The 18,052-nt window shown below is 72.1% G+C and carries 14 protein-coding genes; 2 read left to right on the top strand and 12 right to left on the bottom strand.

The genetic code is table 11. The annotated features are described in order from the left end of the window. Window positions 1-71: 71 nt before the first annotated feature. From ABEG18_RS03725 to ABEG18_RS03715, 3 genes are all read right to left on the bottom strand, one after another. Window positions 72-905 (bottom strand): ABC transporter permease, encoded by an 834-nt coding sequence (locus tag ABEG18_RS03725; RefSeq protein ID WP_406856752.1) that lies wholly within the window; start codon window positions 903-905, stop codon window positions 72-74. Next, window positions 902-1,705 carry an ABC transporter ATP-binding protein gene (locus tag ABEG18_RS03720; RefSeq protein WP_406856751.1) on the bottom strand — a complete coding sequence of 268 codons (804 nt, stop codon included), beginning with the start codon at window positions 1,703-1,705 and terminating at the stop codon, window positions 902-904. Before ABEG18_RS03720 ends, ABEG18_RS03725 begins: the two co-directional genes overlap by 4 nt. Before the next feature lie 78 nt (window positions 1,706-1,783). Further along, window positions 1,784-2,242 carry an opioid growth factor receptor-related protein gene (locus tag ABEG18_RS03715; RefSeq protein WP_406856750.1) on the bottom strand — a complete coding sequence of 153 codons (459 nt, stop codon included), beginning with the start codon at window positions 2,240-2,242 and terminating at the stop codon, window positions 1,784-1,786. A gap of 93 nt (window positions 2,243-2,335) precedes the next feature. Here ABEG18_RS03715 and ABEG18_RS03710 point away from each other — a divergent pair, with 93 nt between their 5' ends. Together ABEG18_RS03710 and ABEG18_RS03705 are read left to right on the top strand one after the other, a co-directional pair. Then, complete coding sequence (locus tag ABEG18_RS03710; RefSeq protein ID WP_406856749.1) at window positions 2,336-3,352, top strand: cation diffusion facilitator family transporter; 1,017 nt, start codon at window positions 2,336-2,338, stop codon at window positions 3,350-3,352. Next, a complete protein-coding gene (locus tag ABEG18_RS03705; protein ID WP_406856748.1) occupies window positions 3,352-4,356 on the top strand; it encodes an ornithine cyclodeaminase family protein in 1,005 nt (334 codons plus the stop codon). The genes ABEG18_RS03710 and ABEG18_RS03705 overlap by 1 nt, the downstream gene beginning before the upstream one ends. Window positions 4,357-4,368: 12 nt before the next feature. Here the strand turns inward: ABEG18_RS03705 and ABEG18_RS03700 are convergent, their stop codons facing one another. The 9 genes from ABEG18_RS03700 to ABEG18_RS03660 all read right to left on the bottom strand — a co-directional run bounded on the left by ABEG18_RS03700 (window position 4,369) and on the right by ABEG18_RS03660 (window position 17,764). After that, on the bottom strand, window positions 4,369-5,385 hold the full coding sequence (locus ABEG18_RS03700; protein WP_406856747.1) for a CBS domain-containing protein: 1,017 nt from the start codon (window positions 5,383-5,385) through the stop codon (window positions 4,369-4,371). A gap of 93 nt (window positions 5,386-5,478) precedes the next feature. Beyond that, window positions 5,479-6,942 (bottom strand): siroheme synthase CysG, encoded by a 1,464-nt coding sequence (gene cysG, locus ABEG18_RS03695; RefSeq protein ID WP_406856746.1) that lies wholly within the window; start codon window positions 6,940-6,942, stop codon window positions 5,479-5,481. 4 nt (window positions 6,943-6,946) lie between these two features. Continuing rightward, window positions 6,947-9,649, bottom strand: a complete 2,703-nt coding sequence (locus ABEG18_RS03690; protein WP_406856745.1) for a molybdopterin-dependent oxidoreductase — start codon at window positions 9,647-9,649, stop codon at window positions 6,947-6,949. After that, window positions 9,649-11,262, bottom strand: coding sequence for a sulfite reductase subunit alpha (locus ABEG18_RS03685; RefSeq protein ID WP_406856744.1), 1,614 nt, complete (start codon window positions 11,260-11,262; stop codon window positions 9,649-9,651). The genes ABEG18_RS03690 and ABEG18_RS03685 overlap by 1 nt, the downstream gene beginning before the upstream one ends. Next, the gene (locus tag ABEG18_RS03680; protein ID WP_406856743.1) at window positions 11,259-13,040 is read right to left on the bottom strand and encodes a NirA family protein; all 1,782 of its coding nucleotides are present in this window, start codon (window positions 13,038-13,040) and stop codon (window positions 11,259-11,261) included. Before ABEG18_RS03680 ends, ABEG18_RS03685 begins: the two co-directional genes overlap by 4 nt. A gap of 7 nt (window positions 13,041-13,047) precedes the next feature. Beyond that, on the bottom strand, window positions 13,048-14,280 hold the full coding sequence (locus ABEG18_RS03675) for an NAD(P)/FAD-dependent oxidoreductase (RefSeq protein ID WP_406856742.1): 1,233 nt from the start codon (window positions 14,278-14,280) through the stop codon (window positions 13,048-13,050). A gap of 166 nt (window positions 14,281-14,446) precedes the next feature. Beyond that, window positions 14,447-15,253, bottom strand: a complete 807-nt coding sequence (locus ABEG18_RS03670; RefSeq protein ID WP_406856741.1) for an ABC transporter ATP-binding protein — start codon at window positions 15,251-15,253, stop codon at window positions 14,447-14,449. Window positions 15,254-15,265: 12 nt separating this feature from the next. Then, window positions 15,266-16,177: a nitrate ABC transporter permease gene (gene ntrB / locus ABEG18_RS03665; protein WP_406856740.1), complete on the bottom strand. Its 912-nt coding sequence runs from the start codon at window positions 16,175-16,177 to the stop codon at window positions 15,266-15,268. Between the two features lie 261 nt (window positions 16,178-16,438). Beyond that, entirely contained in the window at window positions 16,439-17,764 is a 1,326-nt protein-coding gene (locus ABEG18_RS03660) for a CmpA/NrtA family ABC transporter substrate-binding protein (RefSeq protein WP_406856739.1), read from the bottom strand. Window positions 17,765-18,052: the final 288 nt, after the last annotated feature.

Below are 18,052 nucleotides of genomic sequence, written 5' to 3'. Positions count from 1 at the left end.
GGTCTCATCTCCGGAAGACGCGAAGCGGCGCTGAGGCGAGCATCCCGGAAAGCGAGCGCCGGCTCAACCCCTCACGCCTCGCCGCGCGGCGCCCGGCCGAGAACGCCGCGCTGGGGATCGTATCCGCGCACCGCCAGCCCGAAGGCGGCGAGGCCGAACAGCAGCGTGAGCCCCGTCGAGGCGGGCTCGAGACGGCCATAGAGCGCGAAGCGGATCATCTCCACCACATGGGTGAACGGGTTGATCCTGGCCGCCAGCGCGATCCAGTCGGAACCGCCCTCGCGCACCTTCCAGAGCGGGTAGAGCGCCGTGGAGAAGAAGAAGGCCGGGAAGATGACGAAGTTCATCGTGCCGGCGAAGTTCTCCAGGCGCTTGACGTAGACGGAGAGCAGCAGCCCGATGGCGGCCAGCGTGAAGCCGCCCAGCGCCAGGGCGGGCAGCGCCGTCAGCCATCCCCAGGGCGGCAGGTCGACGTCGAAGAGGCGGGCCACCCCCAGGAAGGCGTAGACCTGCACGACGCCGAGCAGGGTCCCGGCCAGGAGCTTGCACAGGAGCAGCCACCAGCGCGGCAGCGGGGCCGTGAGCAGCAGCCGCAGCGTGCCGACTTCGCGGTCGAAGACGAGCGCCAGAGAGGACTGCATGCCCTGGAACAGCAGCACCATCCCGATCAGGCCGGGCGCCATGTAGACGTCGTAGGTGACGTAGTTCTCGTAGGGCGGCGTGATGGAGACGCCGAGCACGTTCTGGAAGCCGGCCGAGAACACCACCAGCCACAGCGTCGGCCGCACCACGGCCGAGGCCAGCCGCCCGGTCTGGCGCAGGAAGCGCACGACCTCGCGCGTGGCGATCGCCACCAGAGCCCGCCAGGCGTGGGCGGCGAGCGGGACCCGCCTCGCGCCGGTCACGCCGCTCTCCCGGCCGGGACTTCGTCCGTCGCGGGCGCGCTCGTCATGGCCAGGAACGCGGCTTCCAGCGAGGCGCCGCCGTGACGGGCGACGATGTCGGCGGGGGCGCCGTCGTCGAGCACGCGGCCGCGATGCAGGACCACCACGCGGTCGGCGTCCTCCACTTCCGAGACGATGTGGGTCGCCCACAGGACGCCCAGGCCGCGCTCGCGGGTGAGGCGGGCCACATGGTCCACCAGGTCCCGCCGGCTGGCGGGGTCGAGGCCCTGGGTGGGCTCGTCGAGCAGGAGCAGAGCGGGGTCGGTCATCAGCGCGCGGGCGAGCTCGATCTTGCGGCGGGTTCCCCCCGACAGGGTGCGGACGCGCTCGCGGCGCCCGCCCGCCTGGCCGAACAGCGCGAGCGCCTCGCCGATGGCCTGCCGGGCGGCGCGGGGCGCCATGCCGTGCAGCCCGGCGTGGTAGGACAGGTTCTGCTCGACCGTGAGGTCGAGATCCAGCGCGGATTGCTGGAACACGACGCCCAGGCGCGCCAGCGCGGCCGTCGGATCGGCCGAGAGGTCGGCGCCCAGGACCGACACGGTCCCGCTATCCGGCACGAACAGGCCGGTGAGGATCTGGAACAGCGTGCTCTTGCCGGCGCCGTTGGGGCCCAGCAGCGCCGTGAACTCGCCGGCGCGCAAGGACAGGGAGACGTCGGCCAGCGCCTTGACCCTGCCGTAGCTCTTGGCGAGCCCAGCCAGGACCACGACCGGATGGGGATCGCCCTCGGGACGGGGCGGCGGCGGGGCGGGAGCGGTCATGCGAGGGTCATCCGGCGGGCGGCCGGCACTGTGGCGCGCCCTGCGCCGGCCCGCAACAGCAGGCGACGACGCGGCGCTTCAGCCCGCGAGGGCGTCGGCCCAGTAGCGGCGGCTGCGGGCGTTCACGGGGTCGCCCGCCGCTCGGCAGCGCGCCTCCACGGCGCCCAGGAACGCGCGGGCGTCGTCCTCGCCCGCGAGCAGCCGCAGGCTGGAGACGATGCGGGTGATCCGCAGGTGGTTGTGGTCGAAGCCCGTCAGCCAGTGGTCCTGCGTCTCGTAGAAGCGGCGCATCAGGGCCGCCCCCGCCCGCAGGTTCGCGAGGGCGGTGTCGTCCGACCGGATGGCGGCGACCTGCGCGGCGTCCAGGACGGGCGAGGAGGGCTGGGCCATGCTGGGCGTCGGCAGCGGAAAGAGCCACTGGATGTAGTCGTGCGACGCCTCCAGCTCCGCCGGCCCCATCGCCAGCACGTCCGCCACGGTCCGGCCGCGCGCGTCCCGGCCGGAACCGGATAGAAAATCGCGCAATTGTCCCGGCATGGCGTCCTCCCTCAACGCTCCGACAACGCGCGGGCCGCCGGTTCGGCTGCGGACTGGCGCCGGCGCGTCGTCAGCCTTACGGTGCCGCGGATCATGACCGAACCCTCCGCCCAGTCCCATTCGCACGACCGGCACGCCGGCCACGCGCATCACGACCACGCCCATCACGGCCATGCGGCCCATGCCGGCCACGGCCATGCGAGCCATGCCGGCCACGGCCATCACCATCATGCGCCGAAGGATTTCGGCCGCGCCTTCGCGGTCGGGACGGTGCTGAACGCGGCTTTCGTGGCGGTGGAGATCGGCTACGGGCTTTCGTCCAACTCCCTCGCGCTGGTCGCGGACGGGCTGCACAATCTCGCCGATGTGGGCGGGCTGGTGATCGCCTGGGCCGGCATGGTGCTGGCGCGGCGCCGGCCGACGCCGACCCGCACCTATGGGTATCGCCGGGCCTCGATCCTGTGCGCGCTGATCAACGCCGCGTTCCTGCTGCTCGCCGTCGGCGCCATCGCCTATGAGGCGCTGATGCGCGTCTGGCACCCGCAGCCGCTCGCCACCACCACCGTGATGGTGGTGTCGGGGATCGGCATCCTGGTGAACGGCGCGACCGCGCTGCTCTTCTTGGGCGGCTCGCACGACATCAACATCCGCGGCGCCTTCCTGCACATGGCGGGCGACGCCGGCGTGTCGCTCGGCGTCGTCGTCAGCGCGTTCCTGATCGGGCTCACGGGCTGGCTGTGGATCGATCCGGCCGCGAGCTTGGCGATCGCGGCGATCATCCTGTTCAGCAGCTGGGACGTGGCGCGGCAGGCGGTGAACCTCGCCATGGACGCGGTGCCGGAGAATGTCGACAGGCGCGCCGTGGAGGCGTTTCTCGGCGAGCTTCCGGGCGTCGGGGAGGTCCATGACGTCCATATCTGGGCCATGAGCACCACCGAGACGGCGCTCACGGCGCATCTGGTCCGTCCCGGGGCCGGGCTCGACGACGCGCTGCTGACGCAGGCCTCGACGGCGCTGCGCGAGCGCTTCGGCATCGCCCATGTGACCTTGCAGATCGAGGCGGGCGATCCGGCCCATCCCTGCCGCTTCGCGCCCGACGAGGTGGTGTGATGCCGGCGGGCGCGCCCGCCTATCTGGACGCCGAAGCCGTCCACCGCCTCGCGCCCTTCGGGCCGCTGGTGGAGGCCCTGCGCGAGGCCCATCTGAGGCCGCCGCCCGCGGCGGAGCGGCTGCTGATGAGCCAGCCGAACGGCGCGGGCCAGGACGACCACTTCCTGGTGTGGCCGGCGTGGCGGCCGGGCGCGGCCTTCGGGGCCAAGCTGGTCTCGGTGTTCCCGGGCAACGCCGCGCAGGGCCGGCCGGCGATCGACGGGATCTATGCGCTGTTCGACGGGCGGGACGGCGCGCCCGCCTGCATCATCGACGGACCGGCGCTCACCTTTCGCAAGACCGCGGCCGATTCGGCGCTCGCGGCGTCGCTGCTGGCGCGGCCCGACGCGCGGCGACTCGCAATCCTGGGAGCCGGCGGGCAGGCGATCTGGCAGGTCCGGGCGCTGGCCGCGGTGCGCCCGCTGGCGGAAGCGACGATCTGGAACCGCACGGCGGACAAGGCTGAACGGCTCGCCGCGGCGCTGCGCCGGGACGGCCTCGCGGCGACCGCGACGGACGACCCTCGCGCGGCGGTCGAAGGGGCCGACATCGTGTCCTGCGTGACGGGCGCGACCGAACCGGTGCTGCAGGGCGCGTGGCTTTCGCCCGGCGCCCATGTCGACCTGGTCGGATCCTACACGCCCGCCATGCGCGAGGCGGACGACGAGGCGGTGCGGCGCGCGCGGGTGTTCGTCGACACGCGGCGCTTCACGCTGGCGGACAGCGGCGACATCGCGCAGCCGCTCGCGTCGGGGGAGATCGCGCCGTCGCACGTGCTGGGCGACCTGTTCGAGCTGGCGCAGGGGACCGTCCCGGGCCGCCTCGCGCCGCACGACGTGACGCTGTTCAAGAACGCCGGCGGCGGCCATCTGGACCTGATCTGCGCGGAATTCCTGTTCGCGCGGCACAAGGCCGAGCAGATCCGGGCCGAGCGGCTCCGGGCGGAGAACGACCCGCCCGGCTGATCGCCGCCGTCTTCAGCGTCCGCGACCGCGGGCGTGCAGGCGGCGGACCGTGTCCATCCACGGGTCGTCCTGGCCTTCCTGGTCGCGCCGGCGGTTGTAGTCCGGGTCGCGCTCCTCTTCGGTCAGGCGTCGCGGCCGCACGGCGACCGTGCGGATGCCGCGCGTTTCGCGGTCCTCGGCCCCGAAGCCGGCCTGGCCGGCGCTCGAGCGGCCGGAATCGTCGCGGAAGAAGCGGGCCTCTCGGCCGTAGTCCTCCCCGTAGGCGTCGTAGCCTTCCTGGCCGCCGCCGCGCGGCTCACGGCGCTCCTCCTGCTCGCCCGGGACCTGGCCGGCGGAGCCGAAGCTGGCGCGCACGTCGTCCTCGTCGCGGAACCGGAAGCGGCCGTCCTCCCAGTCGCGGCGCTCGAACTGGTCGAGATCGGCGCCGTTGTCGTCGCGGGTGCGGAAGTCGTCCCATTGCCGGCGGTCGCGGCGATCCGCGTCGCGCTCAAACCGGCGCATGCGGCTTTCCAGTTCGCGGCGCTCGTCGTCGGTGAGCCGGGCTGAGGGATGGCCGGAAGACTGGCCCGCCGGACCGCGCCGCGCGCGGCTGGACGGCGTCCCCGACCGGTCGGGCCGGGCCGGGTAGGAGATGCGGCCCAGCGCCTCCTCGGCTCCCGGCGCGTGCTCCTCGACGAGGTCGCCCAGCGCCACCATGCCGACGAGCCGGCGGCTGCGGTCGAGCACCGGGACGCGCCGCACCTGCAGCTGCTCCATGATGTCGACGACGTGGCTGACGTCCTCGTCCTCAAAGCAGCAATGCGGCTCGTCGGTCATGATCTCGAAGACGGGCGTGACGTTCGGGTCGCGGCCGGCGGCGGTGGCCCGGACGGTGATGTCGCGGTCTGTGACGACGCCCACCACCTGGCCCCGGTGCACCACCGGCAGGGACCCGACATTGAGGTCGTCCATGATGCGGGCGGCCTCGCGCAGGCTCCGCTCGGGCGCGATCGCGGCGGCGTCGCGGGTCATCACCTCGGAAATGCGCATGGCTGGTCCCTCGCTGGCGTGACGATGCGCGCCCGACGGGGCGCGCGCTGCGGCGTCAACGCGGAGACGGCGAGGGAGTTCGCGCCTCGCCCGTCAGGCGCGGCCGGACGCGTGGGCGGCGTTGGCGGCGAACTGGACGGCCGGGGCGCCGAACACGATCAGACAGGGCCCGGAGGGCGGGTCCGCCGCGATGAGGGCGGGCAGGTCCGCGACGGCGCAGGACTGGACGCGCTGCTCCGGTGTCGTGGCGCGCTCGATGAGCAGGGTCGCAGTCCCGGGCGGCAGCCCATCCGCCAGCAGCCGTTCGACGAGCGCGGGGGCGGTGCGCACGCCCATATAGACCACCGTGGCGGCCCGGGGATCGGCCAGCGCCCGCCAGTCGAGGTCGGCAGGCAGCCGCCCGTCCTGGCCGTGGGCGGTGACGAATTGCAGCCGCCGGGCGGCGCTGCGCTCGGTGAGCGAGACGCCGAGGCTCGCCGCCGCGCCGAAGGCGGCCGTGATGCCGGGCACCACTTCGGCCGGCACGCCCGCCGCCCGGCAGGCGTCGAGTTCTTCGGTGAGGCGGCCGAACACGCCGGGGTCGCCGCCCTTGAGGCGCACCACGCGCTTGCCCGACGAGGCGAGCGCCACCAGCATGGCGGTGATCTCGTCCTGCGCGCAGGACGGCCGGTGCCCGCGCTTGCCGACGCCGATGCGCTCGGCCTCGCGGCGCGCCAGATCGAGGATGCGGCCGTCGACGAGGTCGTCATACAGCACCACGTCGGCCGATTGCAGGGCCCGCACCGCCTTGAGCGTCAGCAGCTCTGGATCGCCCGGCCCGGCCCCGACGAATACGGCCGAGCCCACCCGCGGCGCGCCCTCGGCCTCGATGCCCTCCAGCACGCGCATCATGGCGTCGCGGTCGATGGCGGTGGGCGCCGCGTTCGGGTCGGCCAGCGCGCGGTCGGTGAAGCGCTCCCAGAAGGCGCGGCGCAGGCGGAAGGGCAGAGCCCTGTCCTGCACGAAAGGGCGCCAGGCCTTGGCGGCCTCGGCCCAGGCCTTGAGGCCGTCGGGCAGCAGCGCCTCGATGCGGGCCCGGACGGCCTGGCCGAACACCGGCGCGGCGCCGTCGGTGGAGATGCCGATCACCAGCGGCGAGCGGTTGACGATGGATCCGAACTGGAAGTCGCAGAAGGCCGGCTTGTCCACGACGTTCACGGCGACGCCCGCCAGCCGCCCGGCGCAGCGGAACGCCTGGGCCTCCGCCTCGGTCTCCACGTCGGCGATGGCGAGCGCCGCGCCGCGCAGGACGTCGGGCGTCCAGGGGCGCCCCATCAGCACGATGCGCCCGGGGTGGTCGCGCCCGGCGATCTGGGCCAGCGCCTCGCCCGGATGCGCGGCGTAGACCTCGACCGTCGCGCCGGCGGCGGCCAGGAGCTCGGCCTTCCAGGCGACGCCGTCGCTTTCGCCGGCCAGTACGACCCTGCGCCCCTCCAGCTTGTGGAACAGCGGAAGGGCTGCGAGCGGGGCGATGCGGGCGGGCGCGGTGGGCGTCGGCCGACGCGAACGCGCGGTCATGGTCTCACTCTCCGGCGAGCGCCACATGCCGTGTGTCTTCGGTGACGAGGCGCTTCAGTTCGGGGATGCAGGAGCCACAATTCGTGCCCGCCTTCAAGCTCGCTCCGATGGCGGCCGCATCGCGGCAGCCGTTCCGGATCGCGGCGCGGATGCGGTTCGCCCCCACGCCGAAGCAGGCGCAGACGGTGGGACCCTCGTCCGAGCCCGCCGGCGCGGCGACGCCGGAGAGCGCCACGAGGCGGTCGCGCCGGTCCAGGCGCGGCTTGCGCCAGAGCTCCAGCAGCCCCGACCAGGCGGGCTCCGCGCCGTCCCGCTCCAGATAGGCGACCGCGGCGAGCCGGTCGTCGGCGAAGCAGGCGAGCCGCGAAACCGACGCCGCGGCGTCGAGATAGCGCGCGGTCTCGGCGTCCGGGAACGCGGCCGCGAGAGCCTCGCCGACGCGCTCGGCCGGAAGGTCGCCGGCGATGCGGGCGACGAACCCTCCCTCGATCGCGGCCCAGGCCCAGAACGCCTCCCGCGGCAGGGGAAAGCGCCTGCGCGACAGGACGAAGCCTGTGAGAGGCGCGGCGACGGGCTCGACCCGGCAGGGCGTCGCCTTGGAGTCGGGCTGGCCCGAGACGGGGTCGGTGACCGCGTGGACGAGCGAGCCGACGCGGGCGTCGGCGGCGGTCTCGCCATTCCAGTGGATGGGGGCGAAGACGCCGCCCGGCGCCTGCGAGGCCGTGACGGCGACCCGCAGGGTCGCGGCCCCATGGGCCGAGATCACGCGGGCGAGGCCGCCATCGACGAGGCCGAAGCGGGCGGCGTCGCGCGGGTGCGCCTCCAGGGTCGGCTCCGGGCGGTGCGCGCCGAGGCGCGGCGACAGGCCCGTGCGGGTCATTGTATGCCACTGGTCGCGGATGCGGCCGGTGTTGAGGACGAGCGGATAGTCGGGCGTCGTCGCGGGCGCGCTCGCCGGCCCGACGGCGACGAAGCGGGCGCGGCCGTCCGACGTGAAGAACCGGCCGTCTCCGAAGAGGCGGGCCGCGCCGCTGGACGCGGATGCCTCCCCCTCGAGGGAGGCGTGCGCGGCGGCGCGCAGGGGCCATTGCGTGGGTCGCATGTCGTCATAGGCGGGGGCGGTCAGCGCCGCCAACCCGCCGATGTCGAAATCGCGGGCGCCGTCGTTCTCGTGGGCCGAGAGGGCGGCGTGCTCGCGGAAGATGGCGGCGGGGCCGTCATACGCGAAGGCGTCGCCCCAGCCGAGGCGCGCGGCGACCTGACTCAGCGCCCACCAGTCGGGCTTCGCCTCGCCGGGCAGCGGCAGGAAGGCGCGCTGGCGCGAGATGCGGCGCTCGGAATTGGTGACCGTCCCGTCCTTTTCGCCCCAGGCGGCGGCCGGCAGCAGAACATGGGCGCCGCCGGACGTGGTGTCGGTGGAGGCGACGTTCTCCGACACGACCAGGAGGTCGAGGCGCGACAGCGCGGCCCGCATCGCGTCGGCGCGTGGCAGGCTGACGGCCGGGTTCGTGCCCATCACCCAGAGCGCCTTGACGGCGCCGCGCTCCACCGCCTCGAAGAGCTGGACGGCCTTGAGGCCTTCCCGGGTCGCCATCCGGGGGGCGCCCCAGAACGCGCCGACGCGGGCGACCTCCGCGGGCGAGAACCCCATATGGGCGGCGAGCTGGTTGGCGAGGCCGCCGACCTCGCGCCCGCCCATGGCGTTGGGCTGGCCCGTCAGCGAGAACGGCCCCATGCCCTCGCGCCCGATCCGTCCGGTCGCCAGATGGCAGTTCAGGATGGCGTTGACCTTGTCGACGCCCTGCGCCGCCTGGTTGACGCCCTGGGAGTACAAAGTGACGACCCGCTCGGTCCCGGCCCACAGCCCATAGAAGCGCGCGAGATCGGCCGCAGGAACGCCGGTGCGCGCGGCGGCGGTCTCCAGGTCCGGCGCGAGCAGGCGGGCCGCGGCGAGCGCCTCGTCGAAGCCGGCCGTGTGGGCGTCGACATAGGCGCGATCGATCCGCGACTGGTCGGCCAGGTGAACGAGCAGGCCGGCGAAGAGCGTCGCGTCCTGCCCGTGCCGGACGGGAAGGTGCAGGTCGGCCCCCTCCCCGGTCGCCGTGCCGCGCGGGTCGATGACGACGAGCCTGGCGCCGCGCTCCTGGCGGGCGGCCTGCATGCGCTGGTGCAGGACAGGGTGGCACCAGGCGGCGTTCGAGCCGACCAGCACCAGGAGATCGGCGCGGTCGAGATCCTCGTAGCAGCCCGGCACCGTATCCGACCCGAAGGCGCGCTTGTGGCCGGCCACCGAGGACGCCATGCACAGGCGCGAATTGGTGTCGACATTGGCCGAGCCGATGAAGCCCTTCATGAGCTTGTTGGCGACGTAGTAGTCCTCGGTCAGAAGCTGGCCCGAGAGGTAGAAGGCGACGCTGTCGGGACCGTGCTGGCGAACCGCGTCGGCGAATCCTTCTGCGACCCGGTCGAGGGCTGCGTCCCAACTGGCGCGTCGCAGGGCGCCGCCCGCGTCGCGCATCATGGGGTAAAGCAGGCGGGTTTGGAGGCCGAGCGTCTCGCCCAGCGCCGAGCCCTTGGAGCACAGCCGCCCGAAATTGGCCGGATGCTCCGGATCGCCCGCGATTGCGGCCACGCCCTGCCCGTCCGGCGTGGCCAGCACACCGCAACCGACGCCGCAATAGGGGCACGTGGTGCGGGTGGGGGTCATCAATACACGTCCGCCTGGTAGCGGCCGCTGGCCTTCAGGGCCGCGATGGCGGCGCGGGCTGAGGCCTCGTCCTGACCGCGATGGTCGACGAGGATGTCGGCGAGCGCGGTCTCGACGTCCTTGGCCATGCGGCTGGCGTCGCCGCAGATGTAGACATGCGCGCCGCGGTCGAGCCAGTCAGCCAGGTCCGCGCCCTGCTCGCGCATGCGGTCCTGCACATAGGTCTTGGGCCCGGCGTCGCGGGACCAGGCGGTGGAGAGCCGGGTGAGCGCGCCCTTGGCCTGGAACTCCTCCAGCTCCTCCCGGTAGAAGAAGTCCGACGCCTCGCGCTGGTGGCCGAAGAACAGCCAGGCGTCGCCCTTGGCGCGGGTCACGAGCCGATCCTGCAGAAACGCCCGGAAGGGCGCGATGCCGGTGCCGGGGCCGACCATGATGATCGGCGTCGCCGGATCCTTGGGCAGGCCGAAGGCGTGGGCCTTCTGGATGTAGATGCGGACGGGGTCGCCCTCGCGCACGCGCGCGCCCAGGAAGGTGGAGGCGACGCCAAAGCGCACGCGCTCGTCCACCTGGTAGCGCACCACGTCCACCGTGAGGCTGACGCGGCCGGGGTTGGCGCGGGGCGAGGACGAGATCGAGTAGAGCCGCGGGGCGAGCGGATCGAGCGCCTCGATCAGCCGATAGGGCGACGGAGCGAGGTGCGGGAAGGCCAGAAGCGCGGCGAGCACGTCGTAGCCGTCGGCCCCCTCGCCTTCGGCCATGCGGGAGAGCCTGGCCTTCTCGCCGGCGTCGGCGGCTTCCAGCGCGAGCAGCGCGAACAGCGCGTCGGGCGCGGGCGAGAGCGCCTTCACGTGGGTGAGCCAGTCGCCCAGGCTGCGGGTCTGGCCTTCGGCGCTGATCGGTTCGCTGAGAGGGATGCCGAGGTGGCGGCCGATGCTCTTGACCAGGGCGACCGGGTTGTTGGGGTATATCCCGAAAGCGTCGCCGGGCTCATAGCTGACGCCGGCGCGGCTGAGGTCGAATTCGATGTGGTGGGTCTCCTTGGCGGAGCTTTCTGCATTCAGGCGCCGGCGGGACAGGAATACGGCCGGGGCCGGCGCATCGCGCGAGTAGCCGCGCGGCTCCTCGGCCGGCGCCTCCGCGCCCGCAAGGACGGCCGGCGCCGTGGCGGCGGGAGCGTCACCCAGCTCCTCCGCAAGCTTCTTCAGCATGCGGTTGGTGTCCTTGCCGCCGGGCGCGCACAGGTTCAACCGCTTCTCGGCCCCGTCGGCCAGCGCCTTGGCGTAGGTCTCGCAGACATAGCCGCACTGCCCGCAATCCTGCTGCGCCATGGCGGCCATCATCCGCCGGGGCAGAGGCTTGCCTTCGGCCAGCGTCATGCGCTCGGCGATCGGGAGCGTCTGGTCGTGCCAGGGCGCGCCGTCGTCCTCCTCGGCGGCAGGCGAGCCCTGCAGCAGGCTCGCGCCCTCGGCGGGCGTGAGCGCCGCGACGCCGGCGCCGTCGAGCGACAGGAGCCCGGCGAAGAAGCCGTTCAGCCAGGAGCGCTGCTCGGGCGAAAACGGCGCGCTGTCGGGCAGCACCGGGGCGGCGAAGGCCGTCGGCATGGTGATGCTCATGCGGCGCCTCCTTGCGCGAAGGCGGCGAGCGCCTCCGGCTCGTGCCGGCGCGTGAAGGACTGGAAGCTCTCGGCCGGGTCGGCGCGATGCTGTGTCCAGGCCTGCAGGAGCCGTTCCACGGCAGCGGGCGCGTCCGTCGCCTTCACGTCGCGCAGAACCTCGCGGCCGATCGCGCCGGTTTCGCCGAAGCCGCCGCCGACCACGAGGTGGTAGCCGTCCACCGTGTCGCCGTCCTCGTTGACGGGGACGCGGGCGCCGATGAGCCCGATGTCTCCGATGTAGTGCTGCGCGCAGGAGTGGTGGCAGCCCGTGACGTGGATGTTGACCGGCTGGTCGAGCGCGACGCGCTCCTCGCACCAGGCGGCGATGCCCTCGGCCGTGCCCTTGGTGTCCGCGCCGGCGAAGCGGCAGCCCTTGCTGCCCGTGCAGGCGACGAGGCCGGCGCGGACGCTCGTCGCCTTCCAGCCGAGCCCGAGCACCTCGACCCGCCGCTTGGCGGCCTCGAGCCGGGCGTCCGGAATGCCGGAGATGAGCAGGTTCTGCCAAACCGTGAGGCGGATGTCGCCATCGCCCATGTCGCGCGCCAGGGCGGCGAGGCCGCGCATCTGCTCGCACGTCATCTTGCCGACGGGCAGCACCACGCCGAGCCAGTTCAGGCCGGGCTGCGCCTGCGGGTGGGCGCCGATATGGGCCTGCCGGTCCTGCGCCGGGCGAGGCGCCACGAAGGCGGAGTCCACACGCGGGAGCTGAAGCTGAAGCTCTGATTCAACTGCAGCAAGAAATTTCCTGAAGCCCCAGGAATCCAACACATATTTCAGGCGCGACTTCGCCCGGTTGGTGCGGTCGCCCTCGCGAATGAACACGCGGACGATGGCGTCCGCGACCTTGGTGGCGTCCTCCGGCTTCACCAGCACGCCCGTGTCGCGGGCGAGATCGCGGTGGCCCGTGATGCCGCCCAGGATCAGCCGGAACCAGACGCCGGGCTCGACCCCGGCGCCGTCCAGAACCTGGACCGCCTGGAAGCCGATGTCGTTGGTGTCCTCCAGCGTCGGCACGCGCCCGCCGCCGTCGAAGGAGACGTTGAACTTGCGCGGCAGGCCATAGAGCGCGCGGTCGTTGATGATGTGGAAGTGCCACTCGCGGGCATAAGGGCGCGTGTCGAGCAGCGCCTGCGGGTCGATCCCGGCGGTGGCGTCGCCGGTGACGTTGCGGATGTTGTCGGCGCCCGAGCCCCGTGCCGTGAGGCCGAGGTCGATCAAGCCTTCCACGACGTCGATGGCGCAGCGGGCCGGGATGTCACGAAACTGCAGATTGGCGCGCGTGGTGGCGTGCGCGTAACCGCCGCCGCAGCGCTCGGCGAGGTCGGCGACGCCCTCGAACTGGTGGGTCTTGAGGATGCCGTTGGGGATGCGCAGGCGGCACATGTAGCTGTCCTGCGCGGGCGCGACATAGAACAGGCCGTAATAGCGCCAGCGGAAGTTGTCGGCGGGCTTAGGAAACTGGTCTGCCTTCGCCTGCTCCTTCAGGCGCGGATAGGCGTCGAAGGGGTGCTCCTCGCGCTTCCACTTCTCCTGGTCGACGAGCTTCTTGCCGGCCGCGGTGGTGCGGTCCTGGGCTTCGAGGTGGATCGCGTCCGGGCCGTCATGGCCCGCCTTGCCGGCCGGGGGCGCGCCTGCGCCGCCGATCGTGGCCAGGCCCTTGGAGGCGCGCGACGCCTGGACGCCGGACACGAAGCCTTCGAGATAGCGCTTCTGGTCGGGGGTGAAATCGTCGCCCATGGGGACCTCAGGCGGCTTCGAGGAGCGGGGCGGCCGCGGCGCAGAAGGCGCGGCCGAAGACCAGCGAACGGCGCATGGAGGCGACGCTCTCGCTCGAGCGGATGAGGTCGCGGTACCAGAGGGCGTCCGTGGCGTCGCCGACCAGCACGGCGCCGACCACGGCGGAGCCCTTCAGCACGAGGCGGCGGTAGACGCCGGCGGCCGCGTCGGTGAACACGAGGTCCTGCGTCCCCTCCCCGCCCGAGAAGTCGCCGGCGGAGAAAACCGGGACGCCCGAGACCTTGAGGTTGGTGGACAGCACCGAGCCCCCGTAGGCCGCCCAGGCGTCACCGGAGAGCCGGCGCGCCAGCGCGGCCGCCATCTCGTAGCCGGGCTCCACGAGGCCGTAGCAGGCGCCGCGATGCTCGGCGCATTCGCCGATGGCGTGGATGGCGGGATCGGACGCGATCAGGCCGTCGTTGACCTGGACGCCGCGGCCGACGTCGAGCCCCGTCGCGCGGGCAAGGTCGGCGTTGGGGCGCACGCCCACGGCGCAGACCACGAGCTCGGCGGGCAGCACGCGCCCGTCCGTGAGTTCGACGCATTCGGCGCGCTCGGTTCCGATCACCCGGGCGGTGTCGGCCTGCAGCACGATCTCGACGCCGTTGCGGCGCATGGCGTCGGCCAGCAGCGCAGCCGCTGGCGTGTCGAGCTGGCGCTCCATCAGGCGGTCCATGAGGTGGATCAGCGTCACCGGCACGCCTGCCTTGGCGAGGCCGTAGGCGGCTTCAAGGCCGAGCAGCCCGCCACCGATCACCACCGCGCGGCAGCCCCGGCGGGCGGCGGCCCGCATGGCGTCCACGTCGGCGACGTCGCGGAACGTGATGACGCCCGGCAGGTCCATGCCGGGCTTTGGCAGGCGGATGGGTCGCGAGCCCGTCGCCAGCACGAGCTTGCCGTAGGGAAGCGTGCGGCCGTCGTTGAGGCTGATCGTCTTGGCCTCGCGGTCGATCGCCGTGACGGCGCGGCCGAACAGCGTGCTGACGCCCTTCGCCCGCCACCACGCGGCGGGCTTCAATTCCAGGTCCGCGTCCGCGATCTCGTCGGCCAGCAGGGACGACAGCAGCACGCGGTTGTACGCCGGGCGCGGCTCCTCGCCGACGACGAGGATGCTGTAGCGGCCGAGCGCCCGGGTGGAGAGCTCCTCCACGAAACGCGCCGCCACCATGCCGGCGCCGACGACCACGAGGGGCTCGCTCATGGGCGCACTCGCTCAAAGCTCTCCGCCGTCATCCCCGGCGCGCCGCAGGCGCGGGAAGGGGATCCAGCAGCATGGCTTCGAAGATGTCTGGATCCCCTTCCCGGCCTGCTGCGCAGGCCGCCGGGGATGACGGCGGTCATATTTGAAGCGATGAAGTTCATCGCGATCACGCCGCTTCCACGAAGCGGGTGCGCTCGTAGAGGAAGCGCAGAACGGATTCGCGGGCCTTGAGGTAGGTCGGGTGGCCGGCCATTTCGAGCCGCTTGCGCGGGCGGGGCAGCTCCACGGTCAGCACCTCGCCGATCCGGGCGGAGGGGCCGTTGGTCATCATCACGATGCGATCGGAGAGCAGCACGGCCTCGTCCACGTCGTGCGTGATCATGATCACGGTGTTGCCCAGCGACGCGTGGATCTGCATCAGCGAGTCCTGCAAGTGCGCCCGCGTGAGCGCGTCCAGCGCGCCGAAGGGTTCGTCCAGCAGCAGCACCTTGGGCTCCATCGCGAGCGCGCGGGCGATGCCGACGCGCTGCTTCATGCCGCCGGAGATCTCGGAGGGGCGCTTGTCCTTGGCGTGCGCCATCTGGACGAGCTCCAGATTGTGCATCGTCCAGTCATGCCGCTCGGCGCGGTTCTTGGTGGAGCCGAACACCTTGTCGACGCCGAGCCGGACGTTGGCGTAGACGCTCAGCCAGGGGAGCAGCGAGTGGTTCTGGAACACCACGGCGCGGTCCGGGCCGGGGCTGTTGACCTCGCGCTCTTCCAGCAGCACCGCGCCGGTGGAGACCTGCGTGAGGCCGGCCACGAGGTTCAGCAACGTGGACTTGCCGCAGCCGGAATGGCCGATGATCGACACGAACTCGTTGCGGTCGATCGTCAGGCTGACGTCCTTCAGCACCTCGGAGGTGACGCCCGCGCGGGTGAAGCTTTTACCGACGTGGTCGAGCTTGAGGTAGGGCTTCTCGGATGAGGTCATGGCGGCGGCTCCTCAGCTGGCGGACGTACCGCGGGTGACGAGGGAGCCGAGCGCGCCGACCAGCCGGTCCAGCGCGAAGCCGACCAGGCCGATATAGGCGAGCGCGACGATGATGTCGGGCAACCTGGACGAGTTCCAGGCGTCCCAGATGAAGAAGCCGATGCCGACGCCGCCGGTGAGCATCTCGGCCGCCACGATGGCGAGCCAGGACAGGCCGACGCCGATGCGAAGGCCCGTGAAGATGTACGGCGCCGCCGACGGCAGCATGATGGTCCAGAAGAACTCGAAGGAGTTCAGCCGCAGCACCGCCGCGACGTTGCGGTAGTCCTGCGGGATGTTGCGGATGCCGACCGCCGTGTTGATGATGATCGGCCAGATCGCCGTGATGAAGATCACGAAGATCGCCGACGGCCGGCTGTCGCGGAACGCCGCGAGGGCGATCGGCAGCCAGGCGAGCGGCGGCACGGTGCGGAGCACCTGGAAGATGGGGTCTAGGCCCCGCATGGCCCATTCGGACTGGCCGATCAGCGAGCCCATCAGGATGCCGGCGATCGCCGCCAGCCCGAACCCGATCGCGACGCGCTGGAGGGAGACCAGCACGCGCCAGCCAAGGCCGATGTCCTGGCTGCCCAGATCGAAGAACGGCGACATGATGAGGTCGCGCCCTTCCTTCCAGATCACGGTCGGGGCCGGGAGCGTGGCGCCCGGCCTGTCGCACAGGATCTGCCAGACTAGCAGCATGACGGCGAGCGTCACCAGCGGCGGCACGACGTTGAAGCCGATCCAGCGCAGAACGGGGCGGACCCGGTCGACGAGGCTCTTGCCACGCGGCGCAAGCGCCACCACGGCGGCGGCTGCAGCCGGTTTTGCGCTGGACGCCGCCGCCTGCGCGGAGGCGTCGGACTTGAGAAGTGCGAGACCCATGGTCAGTGCTCCCGGGAACGGCGCGAGGGGGGAAGGTCGGAGATGTCCACGAAAGCGCCCGGCGCCGCCGTCCCCCTCCCCCGTGTGGGGAGGGGTAAGGGGTGGGGGTCGCGCCGGCGCCGGCCGTCGGCGCCCACGCGAGTGGACTGGACAGATATCGAGAGACCCCCACCCCCAGCCCCTCCCCACAAGGGGGAGGGGTGACGCGCGGAGGACTTGACGCGGGGCGTGGTATCAGGAGCGCTCATGCCGGCCTGTCCCTCAAGCCACGCGCTTGATGCCGAGGCTGGCGAGGTAGGCGGAGGGGTTTTCGGGGTCGAAAACCTTGCCGTCGAAGAAGGTCTCTTTTCCGCGCGAGGCGCTGGCCGGAATGTCGGCGGCCGCGACGCCGAGCGTCTGGGCGGCGTCGCGCCACAGGTCCTCGCGGTTCACCTTGGCGACCATGGCCTTGATGTCGGTGGTGGGCTCGAACTTGCCCCAGCGCACGTTCTCGGCGAGGAACCAGGCGTCGTGCGACTTGAACGGATAGGAGGCGTGGCCGGCCCAGAACTTCATGTAGAGGTCGGTAGCCTTCGCGACCCGGCCGTTGCCGTAGTTCACGTCGCCCTTGAGGCGGCCGAGCACGTCGGCGGGCGGCACGTTGAACCACTGGCGACGCCCGAGGATCTGCGAGAGCTCGTCCTTGTTGGCCATGGCCTCGCACCACTGCTGGGCCTCCATGACGGCCATCAGCAGGGCGCGCGTCGCCTTCGGGTTCTTTTCGACCCAGTCGGCCCGCATGCCGAGGGCCTTCTCGGGGTGGCCCTTCCAGAGTTCGCCGGTGGTCGCCGCCGTGAAGCCGATGCCTTGGTTCACGAGTTGCTCGTTCCACGGCTCGCCCACGCAGAAGGCGTCCATGTTGCCGACCTTCATGTTGGCGACCATCTGGGGCGGCGGCACCACGATGGTGGAGACGTCCTTGTCGGGATCCACGCCGCCGGCGGCGAGCCAGTAGCGGATCCAGAGATCATGCGTGCCGCCCGGGAAGGTCATCGCGACCTTCGCGTCCTTGCCGTCGGCCTTCTTTTTCTCAAAGGCGGCTTTCAGCGGCGAGGCGTCGAGGCCGACCTTGAGGTCCTTGTACTCGTTGGAGACGGACAGGCCCTGGCAGTCGAGGTTGAGGCGGGCCAGGATCACCATCGGCACCGGGACGTTGTTCTGCGTCACCTTGCCGGCCGACATCAGGTAGGGCAGCGGCGTCAGGATGTGAGCGCCGTCGATGCCGTTGGCCGCGCCGCCGAGCACGAGGTTGTCGCGCGTCGCGCCCCACGACGCCTGCTTGGCGACGTCGACGTCCGGCATGCCGTGCTTGGCGAAGAGGCCCTTCTCCTTGGCGACGATCAGCGGCGCGGCGTCCGTGAGCGCGATGTAGCCAAGCTTGACGCCGGTGACTTCCGGTCCCGCCGCCTGCGCGAAGGCGCCGCCCGGCAGGCTGATCCCGACCGCGCTCAGCAGCGCCGATGCGCCCAGCGCGCTTCCGCCGCGCAGGAGCAACGAGCGGCGGCTAACGCCGGCGGTGATCGGTTCGGGGGTCTTGCGCTCGGACATGCTCGGCTCCGCTGAAACGAAAAGCGCCGCTGACGAGCCCTCCCCGATTGGCCGGGAAGGCTGGTCAGCGGCGCTGCTGGGCGGCCCGCGAGGGCCTCTGATCAAACCGTCGGCGTTGGCGGCTTTGAGCTTATGGATACAAGCGGCGTGCCAAGTGGGAGAAGCCCGGTGAAAGCATCGATTCTGGAACGACTTGATGCTGCGAGCTGCGCTTCATGAGGAGATTCACCGGGATCCGAACGCTGCCTCGCTGAGCACGCTTTCGCTGAATTGTTGTGCACTGCAATA

Origin of the sequence: Alsobacter sp. KACC 23698, assembly GCF_045348435.1 — a bacterium.
Taxonomy (GTDB): domain Bacteria; phylum Pseudomonadota; class Alphaproteobacteria; order Rhizobiales; family Beijerinckiaceae; genus Alsobacter.
Note: the sequence above shows the minus strand (reverse complement) of the source record. Positions and strands in the feature narration are given on the sequence as shown.

Excerpts from the sequence above, each read along its gene's own strand:
- ABEG18_RS03690 (WP_406856745.1), bottom strand. The coding sequence starts at position 9,649 with ATGACCCCCACCCGCACCACGTGCCCCTATTGCGGCGTCGGTTGCGGT.
- ABEG18_RS03680 (WP_406856743.1), bottom strand. The coding sequence starts at position 13,040 with ATGGGCGACGATTTCACCCCCGACCAGAAGCGCTATCTCGAAGGCTTC.
- ntrB (WP_406856740.1), bottom strand. The coding sequence starts at position 16,177 with ATGGGTCTCGCACTTCTCAAGTCCGACGCCTCCGCGCAGGCGGCGGCG.
- ABEG18_RS03675 (WP_406856742.1), bottom strand. The coding sequence starts at position 14,280 with ATGAGCGAGCCCCTCGTGGTCGTCGGCGCCGGCATGGTGGCGGCGCGT.
- ABEG18_RS03710 (WP_406856749.1), top strand. The coding sequence starts at position 2,336 with ATGACCGAACCCTCCGCCCAGTCCCATTCGCACGACCGGCACGCCGGC.
- ABEG18_RS03700 (WP_406856747.1), bottom strand. The coding sequence starts at position 5,385 with ATGCGCATTTCCGAGGTGATGACCCGCGACGCCGCCGCGATCGCGCCC.
- ABEG18_RS03685 (WP_406856744.1), bottom strand. The coding sequence starts at position 11,262 with ATGAGCATCACCATGCCGACGGCCTTCGCCGCCCCGGTGCTGCCCGAC.
- cysG (WP_406856746.1), bottom strand. The coding sequence starts at position 6,942 with ATGACCGCGCGTTCGCGTCGGCCGACGCCCACCGCGCCCGCCCGCATC.
- ABEG18_RS03705 (WP_406856748.1), top strand. The coding sequence starts at position 3,352 with ATGCCGGCGGGCGCGCCCGCCTATCTGGACGCCGAAGCCGTCCACCGC.
- ABEG18_RS03660 (WP_406856739.1), bottom strand. The coding sequence starts at position 17,764 with ATGTCCGAGCGCAAGACCCCCGAACCGATCACCGCCGGCGTTAGCCGC.
- ABEG18_RS03715 (WP_406856750.1), bottom strand. The coding sequence starts at position 2,242 with ATGCCGGGACAATTGCGCGATTTTCTATCCGGTTCCGGCCGGGACGCG.
- ABEG18_RS03670 (WP_406856741.1), bottom strand. The coding sequence starts at position 15,253 with ATGACCTCATCCGAGAAGCCCTACCTCAAGCTCGACCACGTCGGTAAA.
- ABEG18_RS03720 (WP_406856751.1), bottom strand. The coding sequence starts at position 1,705 with ATGACCGCTCCCGCCCCGCCGCCGCCCCGTCCCGAGGGCGATCCCCAT.